Origin of the sequence: Erwinia sp. S38, assembly GCF_016624545.1 — a bacterium.
In the GTDB taxonomy this organism is placed as follows: domain Bacteria; phylum Pseudomonadota; class Gammaproteobacteria; order Enterobacterales; family Enterobacteriaceae; genus Erwinia; species Erwinia coffeiphila.
This window is the reverse complement of sequence record NZ_JACVTS010000006.1, coordinates 1-18,080: the sequence shown is the minus strand read 5'-3', so window position 1 is coordinate 18,080 and position 18,080 is coordinate 1. Positions and strand designations below refer to the sequence as shown.

Here is an 18,080-nt window from a genome sequence, read left to right as displayed (position 1 = left end):
TGCCCCGTGAACAGCAACAGCGTTTATAATCCCTCGCAACATCATCAGGCTATGCAGGGAGTGACATGCGCATCATTCATACCGCCGACTGGCATCTCGGGCAGTTTTTCTATACCAAAAGCCGGGCGGCTGAACATCAGGCCTTTCTCGACTGGCTGCTGGAGCAGGCAGAAGCGCAGCAGGCTGATGCGATTATAGTCGCCGGTGATATTTTTGATACCGGATCGCCACCAAGCTATGCACGCGAGCTGTATAACCGCTTCGTGGTGAATTTACAGCAGACCGGCTGCCAGCTGGTGGTGCTGGGCGGCAACCACGATTCGGTGGCGACGCTGAATGAATCGCGCGAGCTGCTGGCCTGCCTGAACACCCGGGTGATCGCCGCCGCCAGTGACGATATCCGTGACCAGGTGCTGGTGCTCAACACCCGTGACGGCCAGCCGGGGGCGATGCTGTGCGCCATTCCCTTCCTGCGCCCACGTGACATTATGCGCAGCCAGAGCGGCCAGTCGGGGCGCGACAAACAGCAAACATTGCTGGAGGCGATTACCGACCACTATCAACGCTGCTGGCAGGAGGCCCTGGCGCAGCGGACGGCTCTGAATCTGACGCTGCCGGTCATCGCTACCGGACATCTGACTACCATGGGTGTGACCAAAAGCGATGCGGTGCGTGATATTTACATCGGCACGCTGGATGCTTTCCCGGCCGATGCCTTCCCGCCTGCCGACTATATTGCGCTCGGTCATATCCATCGCGCCCAGCGCGTGGCCAATAGCGAACACATTCGCTACAGCGGTTCACCGATTCCACTCAGTTTTGATGAGCTGGGCAAAGAGAAAAGCGTATTTGTGGTGGATTTTGCCGACGGCGCGCTAAGCCAGGTCACCCCGTTATCGATCCCGCTATTCCAGCCGATGCGGATGATCAAAGGCTCTCTGGAAGAGATTGAAGCGCAGCTGGCCGCACTGGAGCCGGACCCGCAGGGAAAATTAATCTGGCTGGATATCGAAATCGTCACCGACGACTGGCTCAGCGAACTTCAGCGCCGCATTCAGCAGCTGACCGAAACACTGCCGGTAGAGGTGGTACTGCTTCGCCGCAGCCGCGAGCAGCGTGAGCGGGTTATCGCCCGGCAGAATAATGAAACCCTCAGCGAGCTTAGCGTGGAAGAGGTGTTTGCCCGCCGTCTGGCGCTGGAGGAGGGCGAGCCGGAACGGCTGGCGCGCGCGGAAGCCCTGTTCGCGCAGATGCTGGAAGCGGTACGCCATGAGGAGCAGCCGTGAAAATTTTAACCTTACGCTTTAAGAATCTGAACTCGCTGAAGGGCGAATGGAAAATCGACTTCAGCGCCGAGCCTTTTGCCAGCAACGGGCTGTTTGCCATTACCGGCCCGACCGGAGCCGGGAAAACCACCCTGCTGGACGCCATCTGCCTCGCGCTGTATCACGAAACCCCGCGCCTGAAGAGTATCACCCAGTCGCAGAACGACCTGATGACCCGCGATACGGCAGAATGCCTGGCGGAAGTGGAATTTGAAGTGAAAGGCGTGGCATGGCGCGCCTTCTGGAGCCAGAACCGCGCACGCGGTGCCGCCGACGGCAATCTTCAGGCTCCGCGCGTGGAGCTGGCGCGCTGTGAAGATAATCAGATCGTCGCCGACAAGGTCAAAGATAAGCTGGAAATGATTGCCAGCCTTACCGGCCTGGACTTTGAGCGCTTTACTAAATCGATGATGCTGTCGCAGGGGCAGTTCGCCGCCTTCCTGAACGCCGATGCCAACAAACGTGCCGAGCTGCTGGAAGAGCTGACCGGTACTGAAATCTACGGTCGGCTGTCGGCGCAGGTCTTCGAGCGCCACAAGCTGGCAAAAACCGAACTCGACGGCATGCGCACCCAGGCCTCGGGAATGGATCTGCTCAGCGATGAGCAGCAGCAGGAATTCAGCGACCGCCTGGTGCAACTGTTGGCCGATGAGCAGGTACTCACTTCGCAACAGCATCAGCAGCAACAGCAGCTACAGGAATGGCAGCAGCTTGAGCAGCTCCGGCAGGATCAGAGTCATCTTGTCCAGCAACAGCAGCGGCTGACGGAGCAACTCAGGCAAACGCGGGACGCGCTGGACAGTGCAGCACAACAGCGGCAGCAGGCACAGCAGGCGGAAGAGCAGCATCAGGCGCAAAGGCTGGTGCAGGAAACGCTGATTGCCGAGCAGGTCATTCCCCTCGATCACCAGCTGTCTTCACTGGGCGATCTGTTGAAACAGCTGGAGCAGGAGCGAAGTAAGCACCAACAGTCGTATCAGGCACGCCAGCAGGAGCGAATAAAAAACCAGCAGATTCAGCAGGATAAACTGGCGGCGCAGCAGAAGCTTCAGCAGTGGCAGGATGCTCATCCCCGCTTCGCGCAGTATGGCGAATCCCTGCCGCTATGGCGCGAACGTTTCAGCCAGCAGCAAAAAAGTGAGCAGTCACTCTCCGCACTGCGCCTGCGTATTGAGGCCCAGCAGCAGGAACTTCACCAGCTTGACCGTACCCGTCAGCAGCTCGCTCAGCAGGCTGTACCGCTCCAGCAGCAGCTGACCGGAGCGCAGCAGGCGCTGGAAAAGGCTGAACAGGTACTGAGCCCCCTGCAACAGCAGCATTCTGCCGAATCCCTGCGCGGAGAGCTGGAACAGTTTTCCCAGCAGCGCCCACAGCGCCAGCAGCTTGCTACGCTACAACCACAGTGGCAGCTGTTAACCACCCGGCGCAGCCGTTTGCAGCAGGATGACCAGCAACTGGCACGTGAAATAACGCAGACTAGTGAGCAGTTACTTACGCTACGCACCAGCTGGAAAGAGAAAAACCAGCATTTGCAGGATGTTAAGGCGCGCCGCGACCTTGAGCAGCGCATTGCCAGCCTTGAAGAACATCGCGCCCGCCTGGAGCCGGGTCACCCCTGCCCACTGTGCGGTTCAGCCGATCATCCTGCCGTCGCGGAATATCAGGCGCTGCAGCTGTCGGAAACGCAGCAGCGGCTGGCAGAACTAGAACGGCAGGAGCAGGAACTAAAAGAGCGCGGCAGCGCCTGTGCGGAACAGCTGAAGCAGTGGCAGCGGCAGGAGGAACGGCTGAAGCAGGATCGTCAGGAGGCCAACGAGCAGGCTGCCCAGCTGGAAAAGCGATGGCAGAATGCGGTGCAGGCGCTGGGGCTGACCTTCACCCCTGACGACGGCGAGCAGTTCACGGCCTGGCTGCAAGAACAGGAGCAGCGGGAGCAGAAACAGCAGCAGCAGCTGAATGCGCTTGAGCAGGCAGAGCGCCACTGCCAGCAGCAGAAAGAACATCTCTACCAGCAGCAGCAGGCGATGCAAACGCTGCAGCAGCAAACGCAGCTCCATCAGCAGCAGCATGATTCCGCCAGCCGCCAGCTGGAGGAACAGCGTCAGCAGCTGGTACAGGAAGAGCAGCAGGCTGCTCAACAGCGTAGCGCACTGGCCGACAGCCTGCGGCCGCTGGAGTTGACGCTGCCGGAAAACGGCGACTATCACGGCTGGCTGCAGCTGCGTGAACAGCACTGGCAGCAGTGGCAGCAGAACGCCACCGCGCTGACGCAGCTGATACCGGAGCTGGCAACCCTGAGCAGCCGTCAGCAGGCGCTGGACGAGGAGCTGGCGCAGCAGCAGGCACAGCTGGAGGCACAAAACCAGCGCATCGCCGAGCAGCAGCAGGCACTGGCTCACTGCCAGCAGCAGCGTCAGCAACTGTTTGGCGATCGCGTTATCGCGCATGTTCAGCAGCAGCTGCGCGAACAGGCCACCGCGCATGCGACGGCCACCCGCCGCTATCAACAGCTCTGGCAGCAACAGCAGGACCTGGTAAACACCCAGCTCGGCCAGCTTCAGTCGCTGGATGCACAGCAGCTGGTGATTGTGGCGCGTCTGAAGGAGTGCGAAGAGAAGCTCAACCAGCAGAAGGAAGGCAGCCAGGATAGCAGTGCCGTGCGCGAAGCGCTGGCCGCCAGCGTGGCGGAGCTGAACCGCCAGCTGCGTGAGAATGCCGGATTGCAGGGGCAGCTTCGCCAGCAGCTGAGCTATGATGCCTCGCGCCGCCAGCAGCTTCAGTCGCTTCTGGCGCAGATCGCTGAGAACGAGCAGCGGGTAGAGGACTGGGCGTATCTGAATCAGCTGATCGGCTCACGTGATGGTGATAAGTTCCGCCGGTTTGCCCAGGGACTGACGCTCGATCACCTGGTATGGTTGGCAAACAATCAGCTCAACCGCCTGCACGGCCGCTATCTGCTCCAGCGCAAAACGCAGGAAGTGCTGGAGCTGGAGGTAGTGGACACCTGGCAGGCGGACGCCCGCCGCGACACACGCACGCTGTCCGGCGGCGAGAGTTTCCTGGTCAGTCTGGCGCTGGCGCTGGCGCTTTCCGATCTGGTCAGCCACAAGACGCGAATCGAGTCGCTATTCCTGGATGAGGGCTTCGGTACGCTGGATGCCGAGACGCTGGACAGCGCGCTGGATGCGCTGGATGCATTAAACGCCAGCGGTAAAACCATTGGGGTGATCAGCCACGTTGAGGCGATGAAGGAGCGCATTCCGGTTCAGATTCGGGTGCGTAAGATTAACGGCCTGGGCTACAGTCGGCTGGAGACGACGACGGGATAAGTGCCGTCTGTGAGTAGGTAATTCGCTGGAACACAGGTGATCGGTGCCCGGCCTCTGCCGGGGCTGCCGGGCGGGTCCTCGCGCCGCGTTGCGGTCCCCTCGGCTCACGCATCCGGCCGCACGGACCGGCGAAGACGTGTCATCCATGACCCGGCTCCGCCTGCCGCCAACGTCCCTGTTGGCGGCTCCTGGCCAGCTGCCTTCCCCTCAGCGCTGCGGATTGCCCGGCAGCCCCGGCAGAGGCCGTTCCCCTTTTTTCATTTTGCTCGCTGCGTAGTAAAGACCACTGCCTTATCAACGCGAAGACAGGCAGGTGCCCTGGAATGGCAATCCGCAGCGCTGAGCGCAGTGAGAAGGTCAGGTTAAGCCCGCAGGACGCGGGCGCAAGGTGCGGCCGGGACAAGGACGTCCCGTCCGTGCCGCTCCGGCAGACCGACGAACGGAGCGAAGGTATCGCGCAGCGCGCGACGTGAGGACCGCCAGTCCGGGGCTGCTGCCAGTCAGCGCAGAGCGCTAAAATGCCAGACAACACCAGATCCATTCTCAAAAAATCTACAATTCAGCAGATCGCATAAATCAAGCTGCGGCTGCGCCACACGATGCAAACGTTAACTCGCCTGCTCCTCCTGCCGCCACTGGCGCGGACTCACGCCAAACCAGCGGCGGAAGGCGCGGGAAAATGCACTCACCTCGGAATACCCCAGCAGCAAAGCCATCTCAGAAATCGGCAGCTGCCGCTGCTGCAAATAGTGGGTCGCCATCTCACAGCGCACCTTGTCGACCAGCGCGGTAAAACTCACCCCTTCTTCCCGCAGACGGCGCTGCAATGACCAGCTCGACATCCCCATATTTTCCGCCACGTCCTCCAGTGTCGGCTCTCCCTGTAGCAAAGCCATATTCACCTGAGAACGCGCCCGGTCGATAAGATTCTGCTGGCTGGCACTGGCATTAAGCCGCCTGATAGCATCCTGCATCACCCCTAACAACAGCGGATCGCTGTCCGGCATCGCGCGAGCCAGATCCCGCTTCATAATCACCAGAGAGTTAAACGGCTGATCGAAATAAACCGGGGCATCAAACACCTTACAGTGCTCGTGCCACTGCTCAGGGCGCGGATGCTCAAAATGCACCTCGCGCGGAGCCCAGTTTTTGCCCGCTACGTGGCGAATAAGATTGAGGAACATACCCAGCGTTAATTCAGCATCCTGACGGCGGCAAAGAATCGCACCGTGGCGCACCTGATAATCCAGCCGCCAGCTGTCGCCTTTGTCCACCAGCCGCGTTAACGTATCGCGCTGGTGCCACGGGAAAGCATGAACGACATTGTGCAGGGCCTGCTCCAGCGTTGCGCTGCACAGCCCGATATAGCCAATCAACCCTAATGACTGCGGTTTAAACTGCCTACCGTAGTGTAAACCGAAGTTATCACTGTCCGAATAGCGTGCCGATTCTTCCATCACCCGGCAGTAGTTAATCAACCCCAGACTCAATGTCGGCTGGGCCAGCAGTTCGGCATCAATACCGCTGATGCCGAAGATGCGGTCAACGTCACCGCCACGCTCACTGATAAAACCACTTAATCCGCTGGCTGCCGCGGCCAGCACACCGCGATTGCTGACGCTTCCGCTGTGCAGAACATGGCTGATATCGGGATGTCTGTTCAGTAAAGTTTGCATGATCATCATCACCTTATGCCGCCGTAGATACCCTGATTAACAGCAAATATCGTACCAACTGCATCCTGAGTGAAAATCAACATGTTAGCGTCGTTCGACAGCGTACCAGGCACCGCCAGCGCGCAATGTTGCTCGCTGGCGGTGCAGGATCACGCGCCGATCGGCAGCCCGTCGCTCTCCAGATAGAAGCGGCAGAGACGAACCGAATGATCCGCCCAGCGCGATCCCAGGCTCTGGGCCATTTCCGTTTCCGCGTGCGATCCCGCCCAGGCAAGTAGCTGAATACGGCGCTGGATCAGCAGCGTCGGCACTTTCTCCATATCGGCATCGCTAATGTGTGCCACCTGTTCGTAACCGCGCAGCCAGTTGTCCACCCATTCACCGGCGCGGGGATGATGCTCAACAAAGCTAATCGCCGCCGCCAGATCGTGCAGATACCAGCCGAAACCGCAGTCGTCAAAATCGATCACCCGCGTCTGACCATTGTCCAGCAGCAGGTTCGTCAAACGCAGATCGGCGTGAATCAGGCCGTAGCGCTGCGGATCTTTACCAAAATCGGCCATCTCTTCGCCAACCCGCACAATGGCTTCATCAACGATCCGGTGATCGGCAGGACGGAGATTCGGCGCATCGCGCCAGTCTCCCCAGTGGCTCTGCGGGCTGACCATCGTGTGGTGATCCCAGACGATCCGCTGAAAGCCCGCCGGGCGCTGCCAGCTGCGGCTGTGCTGATGCAGGCGTGCGGTGATGTTCCCCAACTGCTGGAAGGCGCGCGGATCAACGTCGGTGCCCGGCATCTCCCCTTCTATCCAGTTGAACAGCACGGCGTGGCGCACCGAGCCGTCCGCCATCGTCAGAGTCTGCACTCTCTGCCCTTCAACATCGCTCACCGCCTGCGGCACTTCAATACCGGTCTGGCGCAGGGCATCGAGCCAGTGCAGTTCACTTTCAATATCCGCCCGCTGATGATAGTCGGCACGGTGCAGCCGCAGGGCATAGCGTTTTCCAGCGGCCTGTAGCAAAAAGGTCGCATTCTCTGAACGACACAGCAGGCTCAGTTTTCCCTGTAACGAAGGCGCATAGCGACTTAATGCACGTTCGGCCAGGCGCAGCAGCGCTTCATTACTCAGGGTGTCATATTGTTTGGCGGTCATTATCAGGCTCCATAGTCAGCGTTGGGCTCTACTTCCGTGCCTTCAGCATCCTGTACCCGACGGTTTCCAGCTTGACCTTAAACAACCCAGTTTTGACCGCAGCGTGCAGCGCACGCTTTTCAGATGATTAAGTTGACCTCAGGTGACAAATCTCATTGCTGCCGTCAAGTTTCCCTCAGGGGCCAGCGTCATTATCGGGTCACGACAACATCAATGACGGGGAATACGCTATGAACAACACTTTGAAGCCCGCATTAGGGACAATACACCTGTGGGGCATTGCGGTAGGGCTGGTGATTTCAGGGGAATATTTTGGCTGGAGCTATGGCTGGGGCGTGGCGGGAACGCTGGGCTTTCTGCTAACGACGTTAATGGTCGCGACGATGTACAGCTGCTTTATTTTCAGCTTTACCGAACTGACTACGGCGATTCCCCATGCCGGCGGTCCGTTTGCCTACAGCCGCCGCGCATTTGGTGAAACCGGTGGCCTGATTGCCGGTATGGCTACGCTGATCGAATTTGTCTTTGCACCACCGGCAATCGCCATGGCTATCGGCGCTTATCTGAACGTGCAATACCCGGAACTGAACCCCAAATATGCCGCCGTCGGGGCCTATGTGGTGTTTATGACGTTGAATATTCTTGGCGTGAAGCTGGCGGCCATGTTCGAGCTGGTAGTGACGGTGCTGGCGGTACTGGAGCTGCTGGTATTTATGGGCGTGGTCGCCCCGGGGTTCAGCATCACGAACTTTGCCGCCAACGGCTGGGCGGGCGGAGAACACTTTGGCCTGCCTGCGGTATCCGGCATCTTTGCCGCCATTCCGTTTGCCATCTGGTTCTTCCTCGCTATCGAGGGCGCAGCGATGGCGGCAGAGGAAGCGAAAGATCCGAAACGGACCATTCCCCGCGCCTATATCGCCGGTATTCTGACCCTGGTGGTGCTGGCAATTGGCGTGATGCTGATGGCGGGCGGAGCCGGTGACTGGCGTACCCTGTCGAATATCAACGATCCGCTGCCGCAGGCAATGAAGATGATCGTCGGCAGCAACTCGAACTGGATGCATATGCTGGTGTGGATTGGGCTGTTTGGACTGATTGCCAGCTTCCACGGCATTATTCTCGGCTATTCGCGTCAGTTCTTTGCCCTTTCCCGCGCCGGATATCTGCCTGCCGGTCTGGCTAAACTGTCACGCTTTCAGACACCGCACCGGGCAATTATCGCCGGTGGCGTGATTGGTATTGCGGCCATTTTCAGCGACAGCTGGATAAACCTGCAGGGCATGACGCTGACCGCCGCGATGATTACCATGGCCGTGTTTGGCGCGATTGTGATGTATCTGATGAGTATGCTGAGCCTGTTCCGCCTGCGCCGCAGCGCACCAGAACTGGATCGCAGCTTCCTTGCACCAGGTTATCCGATTGTTCCGGGCATCGCGCTGGTGCTGGCGGTGGTTTGCCTGATTGCCATGCTGTGGTTTAACCCGCTGATCGGTGCCGTCTTCGTTGGACTGATGGCGGTGGCCTACATCTGGTTCCTGATGACCAAAAGCCTGCGTGATAACGCACCGCGTGATGTCATGCTTCAGGGCGAATAAACCCTAAATCCGTTGTTCTGCTCAGGCAGACCTTAGTCATCCGGGCACGGCCATCATCGCGACGGCCGTGCCCTTTTCGTTTACAGCTCAGAGAAAGGCGTGGCGACTCCAGGGCTTATAGCGGCCACAGCCAAGCAGCTCCGCGCACGCCGCTGGAGTCACCATGTACCGCCTGGCGAATCGGGGTGGCAAACTCGCCGCCGAATACCCAGTTTTTGACCAGCTGCGGCACGGTCTGATACAGCCTGCTGACGTTACTCATGCCCCCGCCCAGCACGATCATATCCGGATCAAGAATATTCACCACGTGCGCCAGCGATTTCGCCAGTCTCAGTTCATAGCGGCTCATCACCAGCTCTGCTACCGGGTCCTGCTGCTCGATCTGCTGAATAATTTCCGCACCTTTGCGGTCGATGCCGCTGAGCCGCTGGTAGTCGGTGGCAAAACCGGTGCCGGAAATAAAGGTTTCGATGCAGCCCGCTTTGCCGCAGTAGCAGGGCACTTCGCGGCGGTAGTTCAGCTCGTCTTCATCCATCCACGGCAGCGGATTATGCCCCCACTCTCCGGCGTTACCGTTACCACCGCTGTGCGCCTGGCCGTTCAGCGCCACGCCTGCACCGCAGCCGGTGCCAATGATCACCGCAAAGACCGTTTGCATCCCGGCGGCAGCGCCGTCCACCGCTTCAGACACGGCCAGGCAGTTTGCATCATTGGCAATACGAACTTCACGCCCGAGCAGACGCTGTAAGTCTTTATCCAGCGGCCTGCCGTTCAGCCAGGTGGAGTTAGCGTTTTTGACCAGTCCGGTTACCGGTGACAGCGTGCCGGGAATCCCCATCCCTACCGTTCCCCGCTGCCCCGTGGCCGCTTCGGCTCGCTTCACCAAATCGGTAATAGCCGCCAGCGTCTGCTCATAGTCGTTACGCGGCGTGGGTACGCGGTAGCGATACAGCTCTTCACCCTGGTCTGACAGCGCAATCACTTCTGTTTTCGTGCCACCCAAATCGATACCGATACGCACCCGTTATTCCTTATAATTTAACGTTCAGATCATTACCTTAGAAGGCGAAAGGCTGAAAGGCAATGAAACACCGCCGCTGATTCGTTATCATGCGCGCTGACTTTGAACTTGCGCGCCATTTACGCGCCCTGAGAGGGAATGCACCATGCTGTGGTTTAAAAATTTGATGGTTTATCGTCTTAATCGCGAGATCCCACTGGCGGCAGACGAGATGGAAAAACAGCTCGATGCCTTCTCTTTCACCCCCTGCGGCAGTCAGGATATGGCGAAAACCGGCTGGGTTTCCCCTATCGGCCCGCGCAGCGACGCGCTAACCCACGTCACCAACGGTCAGATCCTGATCTGCGCCCGCAAAGAAGAGAAAATTCTGCCTTCTCCGGTGATTAAGCAGGCGCTGGAAGCCAAAATCAGCAAGCTGGAACACGAACAGTCGCGCAAGCTGAAAAAAACCGAAAAAGACTCGCTGAAAGATGAAGTGCTGCACAGCCTGCTGCCGCGCGCCTTCAGCCGCTTCAGCCAGACCTGGCTGTGGATCGACACGGTAAACAACCTGATTATGGTTGACTGCGCCAGTGCGAAAAAAGCCGAAGACACGCTCGCCCTGCTGCGTAAAAGCCTCGGTTCACTGCCGGTGGTGCCACTGACGCTGGAAAGCCCGATTGAGCTGACGATGACCGAATGGGTGCGCTCAGGCGATCTGCCTGCCGGATTTGCGCTGATGGATGAAGCCGAACTGAAAGCGATTCTGGAAGACGGCGGCGTAATCCGCTGTAAAAAACAGGATCTGGTTTGCGATGAGATCGCTAACCATATTGAAGCCGGCAAACTGGTGACTAAACTGGCGCTGGACTGGCAGGAGCGCATTCAATTTGTGCTGTCGGATGATGGCTCACTCAAGCGCCTGAAATTTGCCGATACGCTGCGTGAGCAGAATGATGATATCGATCGGGAAGATGTTTCCGGCCGCTTCGATGCCGATTTTATTCTGATGACCGGTGAACTGGCCGCGCTGATTAGCAATACCGTTGAAGCATTAGGCGGCGAAGCCCAGCGCTAACGGATAGCAAAAGGCGCGCCGGGGCGCGCCTTTTGCTGGATTTCGCAGATTAATCTTTCAGATAGCGGCACAGATAAGCAGAAGGCTCGGCAACCTGAAGATGGAACTCACTGTGGCCAGGCACATTGAACACATCACCCGGCTGATAGTATTTCCACTCGGCTTCGCCCGGCAGCAGCACTTTCAGTGAGCCGCTTACTACGGTCATTTCTTCCGCCTGTGCGGTACCAAAGGTGTATTCACCTTCCGCCATCACGCCAACGCTGGCGCGGCCGGTGCTGGCGCTGTCAAAACCAATAGACTTCACTTTACCGTCGAAATACTCACTAACGTTGAGCATATAAATTCCTTAAAATCAGATACAAAGGTAAGCAGGCAATATAGAGGCATTTTTACCGGGCTGTCACGCTTTTTCACCGGTCTGAGTGACCTTTACAGCAGCAGTTCTGCCGCCAGCCTGGCCACCAGTACGTTTGGCAACAGCACGGGTATCCCTAACAGTTTCTGTAAAAAATCACGATGCCGCTGCTGGTAGCCAATACTGTCGAGCACCACCACATCCGCCCCCTGCTCCTGCAACGACAGCGCCGCATCGATTAACCGTTCCTCGTCCGGGTGCTCCGGGCTGGCAACGGCAAAACAGGGCGGATAAGAGAGATTTTTCCATTTTCCCGCCAGCCGCTCCTTCAGGCCATCCTGCGGCAGCATAATCCCCACCTGATGGCCTTCAACGATAGCCTCAACCAGCGGTGGAACAATGCGGTCTGGTTCCAGCAACGTGGCATGTCGGGTCGTCAGCCCACTGAACTTTTCACTGCTAAGCAGCAGAATGATTTCGTAGCCCGAGCGCTCTAACTGGTCTATACGCTGCTGAAGACCGCGCTCAATGCAGGCCGCAGAAAGCAGCAGCTTGCTGCCGTCATTCAAATGAATCGACATCACGTTTTCGGCCGCCACGGCACCGTACTGCTGTTCAATCTGCGCGGGCGTCAGGCCGTCTAACAGGCCACTGTGGACAATACGATCGGCTGGCAGATGCTCCAGCAGCAGTGGAACAATGTCACTATTTGTTGACTGCCCGGGAGTCAGCGTGACCAGGGTGTTATTCATAGATTACTGCTCCGCGATGTAAAAACGGCACGGTCCCCGTACTTGCCAGCCAACTGGCGGGTAACCATTTGCAGCGCATCCAGCGCGATAGGTGAAAAGAGTTGATCCTGGTTTTGCGTTGGAAAAGAGAGGCTCAAAGCCACGGTCTCTCCCCGGTGTTTATTGCTGAGCGTGGTGGCAATAGCACTGATGCCCGGTAGGGCTTCGTTACGAGCCAGCGCCCAGCCGCACTCGCGAATACGATCTAACTCTGCCAGCAGCTGCTGAATCGTTTGCGGGGAATTAGGCGAACTAACTCGCCAGGCTCCGGCATAGAGATTACGCACATAGTCATCGCTGTAGCGGGATAAAATAGCGCGCCCAACAGAGGTTTCCGCCGCAGGAAAGCGGCTCCCCGGCGGCGTGACGGCCTGAACATACATTCGCCCCTGGAACATGCGCATCACCAGCACATCGCGCCCTTCCAGCACCGATATATAGCCGGTGCAGCTGGATTCCGCGGCCAGCCTCGCCATCATCGATGAAGCCCCATCGACCAGCGGCGTGGAGAGATAGTGGCTGGCCAGAGACAGCAGCATCTGTCCGAGGTGGAAGCAACGCGTGTCGGGATTTCGTTCAAGTAGTCCCTGGCTTTCCATGGTCGCCAGCAGCCGTGAGACGGTACTTTTCGGCAGGTTCAGCGCCGCCACTACGTCAGTAAACGACAGCCCCTGCTGCCCCTGTACCAGGCCCTGCTGGTTAAATAATTTGAGTACCGCCGTCGCGTTTTCTAACGTTGTCATTCGGTGAGTTCCATTTTCAGGAACTCATGTTCCTGTTTTGTTAATTCACCCTACGGTCGGCAGGATCGCCGGTCAAGAATTATAAATTCCAGCTTGAGCATGGCAAAAACACGGGAAGTGGCTTAACCACGTGGAGAGGAAATATTCCTGTTGGAAATCACAAGTGAGAGAAAATATTGTAGTGAAACAGGATTTAACGGCAGAGGGTTATGCTACCGCCGAAGCGGCCAAGTAGAAAATACTCTCCGAATGAAAATGGAAGATGAAGAAATCGTAATACGGCATCCCTGCCCGGCGCTTACTCTTTAGAACGATCTTCGTATCGCGCTTTGGCATCCAGCGCTTCCTGTTCGGTTTCGTGCTCGCTGATCAGGGAATCTGGCTTAGGATGATCGGCACGCAGTTCGTACCAGATGACGGTATTGTCGGGTGCGCCCTTGTTCACCGGCACAACCGAGGCATGGCGTGGATAGGGTGGTTTACCTGGCATATCACGTTCCCTCCTGTGGTTAGCGATCTGAGCCGCTGATATCTCTACGAAGTCAGATCCGTATCCGGACCTGATGTAATTATAGACATTATCAGCGGCTTAACGCCGGGAGGGAGGAGAAGCAGAATTATCCGTACCGCTGAGCGGCAAAGAAAATCAGCTGGCGCAGGCCAACGAGAGTGCGCTAACGATCTGCTGCACAACGGCTTCCGGGGACTGCATCGCATCAACAATATGATGCGCAGCCTGCCGGTAGAGCTGGTCACGGGCCGCAAGCACCTCGGCCATTTCTTCAGCGATGGGACGACCGGTCAGCGTTGGGCGCTGCGCATTTTCAGGATAGGCTTCCAGCCGCGAGGCCAGAATTTCAGCCGGCGCGTTGAGATAAATCACGTGCCCGTTATCGTGCATAAACTGACGATTCTCGGCAGCCAGAATCATGCCTCCACCGGTGGCGATCACCTTGCCGGGCGCGGTAACAGCAATCAACGAGGCAGACTCACGGCTGCGAAAGCCGGGCCATCCTTCTTCCGCAACGATTTCCGCCACGGTCTTACCGCTAACCTGTTGCAGATAATAGTCGGTATCGCAGAAGTCATAACCCAGTGCCGCAGCCAAAGCCTGGCCAACGGTAGTTTTCCCGCAGCCGCGAGCGCCGATGAGATAGATGGGTAATGACATAGCAGGACTTTCCTAACAAAGCGGAATAATGAACAATGCCGGGCATAATACCGGACATTTTCTGCCGGAACCACCAGTAACGTTTTATTTACAGTCAGGTTAAAGTAAAATACAAACAAACCACTGTTTTAAATGAAAAATTATGTGTAAAAAATAAATTACACTGGGCCTATTTTGCCCTTTTTTGCTGCTGTAGCCATTTGTCCAGCTCGTTAGCAAAGGCCTGACGATCGCGCTGGTTCAATGTTGACGGCCCACCGGTCTGCACTCCGCTGGCCCGCATCGTATCCATAAAATCACGCATCGTCAGGCGCTCGCGGATAGTCGCCTCGCTGTAACGTTCGCCGCGAGGATTGAGTGCCACGGCACCTTTTTCCATCACTTCCGCTGCCAGTGGGATATCGGCGGTAATCACCAAATCGCCCGCTTCTGCGCGCTGGACAATTTCATTATCAGCGACGTCAAAACCAGGTGCGACTCGCAGCGTACGAAGGAAACGCGACGGCGGTACGCTGAGCGACTGATTCGCTACCAGCGTCACCATCACCTGCTCACGATCCGCCGCGCGGTACAGCACTTCTTTGATTACTTTTGGACACGCATCGGCATCTACCCAGATTGGCATCACCACTTCCTTTCGTTGAAAATTGATAATAAGACCGATCTTCCCATTCTTTTGCCGAATGGCAAACTTAATCTGCGACACCCCACCAATTAGCCTGAACGGTACTCGGCCAAAACCTTTCGGTTTAAGCCTGCTCAAAGCTGCGTTAAGGTGGAGGGATGAGATAAGCACACACATTTTTTACAGAACTCGCAGGGAGAATATGGTGGACAAGAAAATCGGTTTTATTGGCTGCGGCAATATGTCGAAAGCTATCATTGCAGGACTGGTCGCCGCCGGGCAGGTTACGCCGGAGAATATCTGGGTTTACGACCGCAAACCGGCAACCAATAAAATGATGCAGGAGCAGTATGGCATTACCCCGGCCGCAAGCGCGGAAGACGTCGCCCGTGAGGCCGATATTCTGTTTGGTGCGGTGAAACCTAACGTCATCCTCAACGTACTGAAGGACATTGCCAACAGCCTGAATAAAGAGAGCGTTGTGGTATCTATCGCCGCGGGCGTGACGCTCGACTCGCTGGCCAGCGTGCTGGGCCACGACCGCAAAATTATTCGCGTCATGCCGAACACGCCGTCGCTGGTTAACGAAGGCATGACGTCGGTGACGCCAAACGTACTGGTTTCCCATGAGGAAGCGAAAGAAGTCGTTGAGATTTTTAACGGTTTTGGCAAAGCCGAACTGGTGCCGGAATACCTGATCCATTCCGTTGTTGGCGTAAGCGGTTCGGCACCGGCCTACGTGTTTATGTTTATTGAAGCGATGGCGGATGCGGCAGTGCTGGGCGGAATGCCGCGCGCGCAGGCCTATCGTTTCGCTGCCCAGGCAGTAAAAGGCTCCGCGCAGATGGTGCTGGAAACCGGTAAACATCCGGGCGAACTGAAAGATATGGTTTGCTCTCCTGGCGGTACCACTATCGAAGCGGTAAAAGTGCTGGAAGAGAAAGGCTTCCGTGCTGCCGTTATCGAAGCAATGCAGCAGTGCATGGCTAAATCGGATCGGATGAGCCGGGCGTAATTTACTTTCTCATTTTTACGCGAACCAGGGCGAGTAACCCGTATGTTACTCGCCGCGTAAAATATCGCCGCCCAACGGAGAACTAAAGAATCAGGCCAGGCACGATAATAATGGCAAAAATCAACGCAATAAGTCCGTGCTTAACCCAGTAGTAAAGCTTGCGATTACGTTTTTTTAGCCGCTGACCGGCATCCCGCAGGCGGTTGACGTACTTAAAGATGCGATTAATCCCCCCAACCCGATCGTTTTCATCATTAGGCGAACTGGCGGCAGACATCAGCGTCGCTCCGACCCAATGATTCACCGCCTGCGCCCAGCGCCATTTCATCGGGCGTTCAATATCGCAAAAAAGGATAATGCGCGTCTGCTCCGTCTTATTCTGCGCCCAGTGAACGTAGGTTTCATCAAACAGTACCGCCTCACCATCGCGCCAGCTATGGCGCTCTCTGTCGACCTCAATAAAGCAGCGATCGTCGTTCGGCGTTACCAGCCCAAGGTGATAACGCACGGACCCCGCGTAGGGATCGCGGTGTTTTCCCAAATGGCTCCCTGGAGGCAGTTCGGCGAACATGGCCGCTTTAATTGAAGGGATCTTACTCAACAGCTCACTGGTAACCGGGCAAAGCGACGTCGCTGAAGGGTGCGCATCGCCATACCATTTGAGGTAAAAACGCTTCCAGCCACGCTTAAAGAAGGTGTTAAAACCTGCATCCTGCTGAGTCTGCGAAGCTTTGATATGATCCTGAAGCTGCAGCGCCTCCTGACGAATTGCCTGCCAGTTGTCGGTTATCTGCTGTAGCTCAGGGAATTCAGCAGGATCGAAGTAGGGCTGCTTTGCGGGGAGTTTAGAAAAACCGGTCATAAACATATTTACCGGTGCCATGAAGGTTGAGTGGTCGAACAGTTGCCTGGAGAACTTCTGCTTTTCCGCGCCTCGCGAATGCGCATAGATAACGCTAATCACAAAGATACCAATAATAATTAAAGCCACCATGTCAGTCTTCCTTAGCTTACGCCCACGTTAAACACAGGAGTACGGTGCTCCCGGATCACGCAGGAAAGAATGTGAAGCCTGGAATTCTAATAAGAGGCAACAGGAATAATTAATCCGCCAGTGCCAAAATTGATGACATGAAACAGTGAATGATTATCGGTTTAATAGCGGTTTAGATAAGCGGCCTGAGTGGCCGCTTAATTTAGAATGGTCCTGTATACTTGTCTGGTAGACGGTTAACTTTTCTTCAGACAGGTACTCATAAAGGCTTTACGCGCATCGCCTTTCAGTTCTTTTTGGCTTGCGTCAGCATTACAGGTTTTCATTTTCATCTGCTGCGGCGTCATTCCCTCAGCTTTTGCGTCTTTTTTCAGACAGTTACTCATAAACGCTTTGCGATCATCGCCTTTCAACCCTTTTTCGCCGGCGTGCTGATTGCAAACCGTCATTTTTTGCTGCTGTGCGGTTTTCTCAGCAGCTCCCGCATAGCCCGCCGCGACGGCCGATAGCATTAATATTGCGATCGTCATTTTCATCTTCATACTCTTCCCATCCCTTATTGTTTTCAGTACGGGTAAAGTGTGGCACGGCTTTGCTATTCGGCGAGGAAAAGTGCTGAGATTTGCATTCAACATCACAGCGGCTGACAGCGTCTCCGTCGTCGCAGGGGGTAAAGCTTCTGTCTAAAATAATTACTGGCGGGGGTGATTCAGCAGACGTTGAATATAGCTTTGCAGCAGCGTGAGATCTTCCGGATGTTGCTGTTCGCCATCGGAAGCCGTCTGGATTGCTGAATCAATACTTTCATTTATCTGGCGCAGCTGTTCTGCATCAGTTTTACGTAACAGCGCCGTTACGACAATCTCTAATGCTTCCACCTGGGCAACCAGTTCTTTGGATTCCGTTTCTTTTTCTGCAAGCCTGATCAGTAATTCTGCAATGAGATTTTTCATGCGACTGTCTCAGCAAGGTAAAGCAAGACGGTAACACTGGTTTAAATAAAAGAAAACAGTATTCGCTTTATATTTTCGTTACTTATGCACTGAAAGAGAGCAAATAATCATTTTTAATTTTTCGAAACGTTTCGCTGAAATTTATCGAGATGAAAACAACAGAAAGGAAGATGCAGGACAGACCCCGGAAGCCCAAACGACCTCCGGGGTCATCGGTGATTATCGGCCCGGCCCCATAAATCCACCGTGAGGACCGCCGCCGCCGCCCCTCCG

At 56.4% G+C, this 18,080-nt stretch carries 18 protein-coding genes; 5 read left to right on the top strand and 13 right to left on the bottom strand.

The genetic code is table 11. From position 1 onward, the window contains the following. Positions 1–65 precede the first annotated feature (65 nt). The gene (sbcD, locus tag IBT46_RS08610) at positions 66–1,286 is read left to right on the top strand and encodes an exonuclease subunit SbcD (protein WP_200545343.1); all 1,221 of its coding nucleotides are present in this window, start codon (positions 66–68) and stop codon (positions 1,284–1,286) included. Next, positions 1,283–4,654 (top strand): AAA family ATPase, encoded by a 3,372-nt coding sequence (locus IBT46_RS08605; protein ID WP_200545342.1) that lies wholly within the window; start codon positions 1,283–1,285, stop codon positions 4,652–4,654. Before sbcD ends, IBT46_RS08605 begins: the two co-directional genes overlap by 4 nt. Positions 4,655–5,262: 608 nt before the next feature. On the opposite strand, the gene IBT46_RS08600 is transcribed toward IBT46_RS08605, so the two are convergent. Both IBT46_RS08600 and IBT46_RS08595 read right to left on the bottom strand, forming a co-directional pair. Then, positions 5,263–6,330 carry an AraC family transcriptional regulator gene (locus IBT46_RS08600; RefSeq protein WP_234480038.1) on the bottom strand — a complete coding sequence of 356 codons (1,068 nt, stop codon included), beginning with the start codon at positions 6,328–6,330 and terminating at the stop codon, positions 5,263–5,265. A 149-nt stretch (positions 6,331–6,479) separates the two neighbouring features. Then, entirely contained in the window at positions 6,480–7,484 is a 1,005-nt protein-coding gene (locus IBT46_RS08595; protein WP_200545341.1) for a phosphotransferase enzyme family protein, read from the bottom strand. 230 nt (positions 7,485–7,714) lie between these two features. Here IBT46_RS08595 and eat point away from each other — a divergent pair, with 230 nt between their 5' ends. After that, on the top strand, positions 7,715–9,079 hold the full coding sequence (eat, locus tag IBT46_RS08590; RefSeq protein ID WP_200545340.1) for an ethanolamine permease: 1,365 nt from the start codon (positions 7,715–7,717) through the stop codon (positions 9,077–9,079). A gap of 115 nt (positions 9,080–9,194) precedes the next feature. On the opposite strand, the gene mak is transcribed toward eat, so the two are convergent. Further along, positions 9,195–10,100, bottom strand: coding sequence for a fructokinase (gene mak, locus IBT46_RS08585; protein ID WP_200545339.1), 906 nt, complete (start codon positions 10,098–10,100; stop codon positions 9,195–9,197). A 145-nt stretch (positions 10,101–10,245) separates the two neighbouring features. Here mak and rdgC point away from each other — a divergent pair, with 145 nt between their 5' ends. Next, positions 10,246–11,157, top strand: coding sequence for a recombination-associated protein RdgC (rdgC, locus tag IBT46_RS08580; RefSeq protein WP_105590754.1), 912 nt, complete (start codon positions 10,246–10,248; stop codon positions 11,155–11,157). Positions 11,158–11,206: 49 nt separating this feature from the next. Here rdgC and ppnP read toward each other — a convergent pair whose 3' ends face one another. From ppnP to IBT46_RS08550, 6 genes are all read right to left on the bottom strand, one after another. Further along, complete coding sequence (ppnP, locus tag IBT46_RS08575; protein ID WP_105590753.1) at positions 11,207–11,497, bottom strand: pyrimidine/purine nucleoside phosphorylase; 291 nt, start codon at positions 11,495–11,497, stop codon at positions 11,207–11,209. Between the two features lie 92 nt (positions 11,498–11,589). Next, on the bottom strand, positions 11,590–12,267 hold the full coding sequence (locus IBT46_RS08570; RefSeq protein ID WP_200545338.1) for an AroM family protein: 678 nt from the start codon (positions 12,265–12,267) through the stop codon (positions 11,590–11,592). Further along, the gene (locus IBT46_RS08565) at positions 12,264–13,049 is read right to left on the bottom strand and encodes an IclR family transcriptional regulator (RefSeq protein ID WP_200545337.1); all 786 of its coding nucleotides are present in this window, start codon (positions 13,047–13,049) and stop codon (positions 12,264–12,266) included. The genes IBT46_RS08570 and IBT46_RS08565 overlap by 4 nt, the downstream gene beginning before the upstream one ends. 298 nt (positions 13,050–13,347) lie before the next feature. After that, complete coding sequence (locus tag IBT46_RS08560) at positions 13,348–13,539, bottom strand: YaiA family protein (RefSeq protein ID WP_105590750.1); 192 nt, start codon at positions 13,537–13,539, stop codon at positions 13,348–13,350. 156 nt (positions 13,540–13,695) lie between these two features. Beyond that, positions 13,696–14,220, bottom strand: a complete 525-nt coding sequence (gene aroL, locus IBT46_RS08555) for a shikimate kinase AroL (RefSeq protein ID WP_200545336.1) — start codon at positions 14,218–14,220, stop codon at positions 13,696–13,698. A 169-nt stretch (positions 14,221–14,389) separates the two neighbouring features. Next, a complete protein-coding gene (locus IBT46_RS08550; protein WP_105590748.1) occupies positions 14,390–14,845 on the bottom strand; it encodes a YaiI/YqxD family protein in 456 nt (151 codons plus the stop codon). A 202-nt stretch (positions 14,846–15,047) separates the two neighbouring features. On the opposite strand from IBT46_RS08550, the gene proC reads away from it, so the two are divergent. After that, positions 15,048–15,860, top strand: a complete 813-nt coding sequence (gene proC, locus IBT46_RS08545) for a pyrroline-5-carboxylate reductase (protein ID WP_200545335.1) — start codon at positions 15,048–15,050, stop codon at positions 15,858–15,860. An 82-nt stretch (positions 15,861–15,942) separates the two neighbouring features. Here the strand turns inward: proC and lpxO are convergent, their stop codons facing one another. From lpxO to IBT46_RS27240, 4 genes are all read right to left on the bottom strand, one after another. Next, entirely contained in the window at positions 15,943–16,854 is a 912-nt protein-coding gene (gene lpxO, locus IBT46_RS08540) for a lipid A hydroxylase LpxO (protein ID WP_200545334.1), read from the bottom strand. Between the two features lie 236 nt (positions 16,855–17,090). Then, entirely contained in the window at positions 17,091–17,396 is a 306-nt protein-coding gene (locus IBT46_RS08535) for a PsiF family protein (RefSeq protein ID WP_200545333.1), read from the bottom strand. 150 nt (positions 17,397–17,546) lie between these two features. Beyond that, complete coding sequence (gene iraP, locus IBT46_RS08530; protein WP_200545332.1) at positions 17,547–17,807, bottom strand: anti-adapter protein IraP; 261 nt, start codon at positions 17,805–17,807, stop codon at positions 17,547–17,549. 82 nt (positions 17,808–17,889) lie between these two features. Next, positions 17,890–18,080, bottom strand: a 191-nt coding sequence (locus IBT46_RS27240) for a hypothetical protein (protein ID WP_234480037.1), incomplete at its 5' end; no start/stop codon positions are given.

Bases quoted from the DNA above. Each gene is read 5' to 3' on its own strand.
- sbcD (WP_200545343.1), top strand. From the start codon at position 66: ATGCGCATCATTCATACCGCCGACTGGCATCTCGGGCAGTTTTTCTAT.
- IBT46_RS08600 (WP_234480038.1), bottom strand. From the start codon at position 6,330: ATGCAAACTTTACTGAACAGACATCCCGATATCAGCCATGTTCTGCAC.
- IBT46_RS08595 (WP_200545341.1), bottom strand. From the start codon at position 7,484: ATGACCGCCAAACAATATGACACCCTGAGTAATGAAGCGCTGCTGCGC.
- eat (WP_200545340.1), top strand. From the start codon at position 7,715: ATGAACAACACTTTGAAGCCCGCATTAGGGACAATACACCTGTGGGGC.
- rdgC (WP_105590754.1), top strand. From the start codon at position 10,246: ATGCTGTGGTTTAAAAATTTGATGGTTTATCGTCTTAATCGCGAGATC.
- ppnP (WP_105590753.1), bottom strand. From the start codon at position 11,497: ATGCTCAACGTTAGTGAGTATTTCGACGGTAAAGTGAAGTCTATTGGT.
- IBT46_RS08570 (WP_200545338.1), bottom strand. From the start codon at position 12,267: ATGAATAACACCCTGGTCACGCTGACTCCCGGGCAGTCAACAAATAGT.
- IBT46_RS08565 (WP_200545337.1), bottom strand. From the start codon at position 13,049: ATGACAACGTTAGAAAACGCGACGGCGGTACTCAAATTATTTAACCAG.
- IBT46_RS08560 (WP_105590750.1), bottom strand. From the start codon at position 13,539: ATGCCAGGTAAACCACCCTATCCACGCCATGCCTCGGTTGTGCCGGTG.
- aroL (WP_200545336.1), bottom strand. From the start codon at position 14,220: ATGTCATTACCCATCTATCTCATCGGCGCTCGCGGCTGCGGGAAAACT.
- IBT46_RS08550 (WP_105590748.1), bottom strand. From the start codon at position 14,845: ATGCCAATCTGGGTAGATGCCGATGCGTGTCCAAAAGTAATCAAAGAA.
- proC (WP_200545335.1), top strand. From the start codon at position 15,048: ATGGTGGACAAGAAAATCGGTTTTATTGGCTGCGGCAATATGTCGAAA.
- lpxO (WP_200545334.1), bottom strand. From the start codon at position 16,854: ATGGTGGCTTTAATTATTATTGGTATCTTTGTGATTAGCGTTATCTAT.
- IBT46_RS08535 (WP_200545333.1), bottom strand. From the start codon at position 17,396: ATGAAGATGAAAATGACGATCGCAATATTAATGCTATCGGCCGTCGCG.
- iraP (WP_200545332.1), bottom strand. From the start codon at position 17,807: ATGAAAAATCTCATTGCAGAATTACTGATCAGGCTTGCAGAAAAAGAA.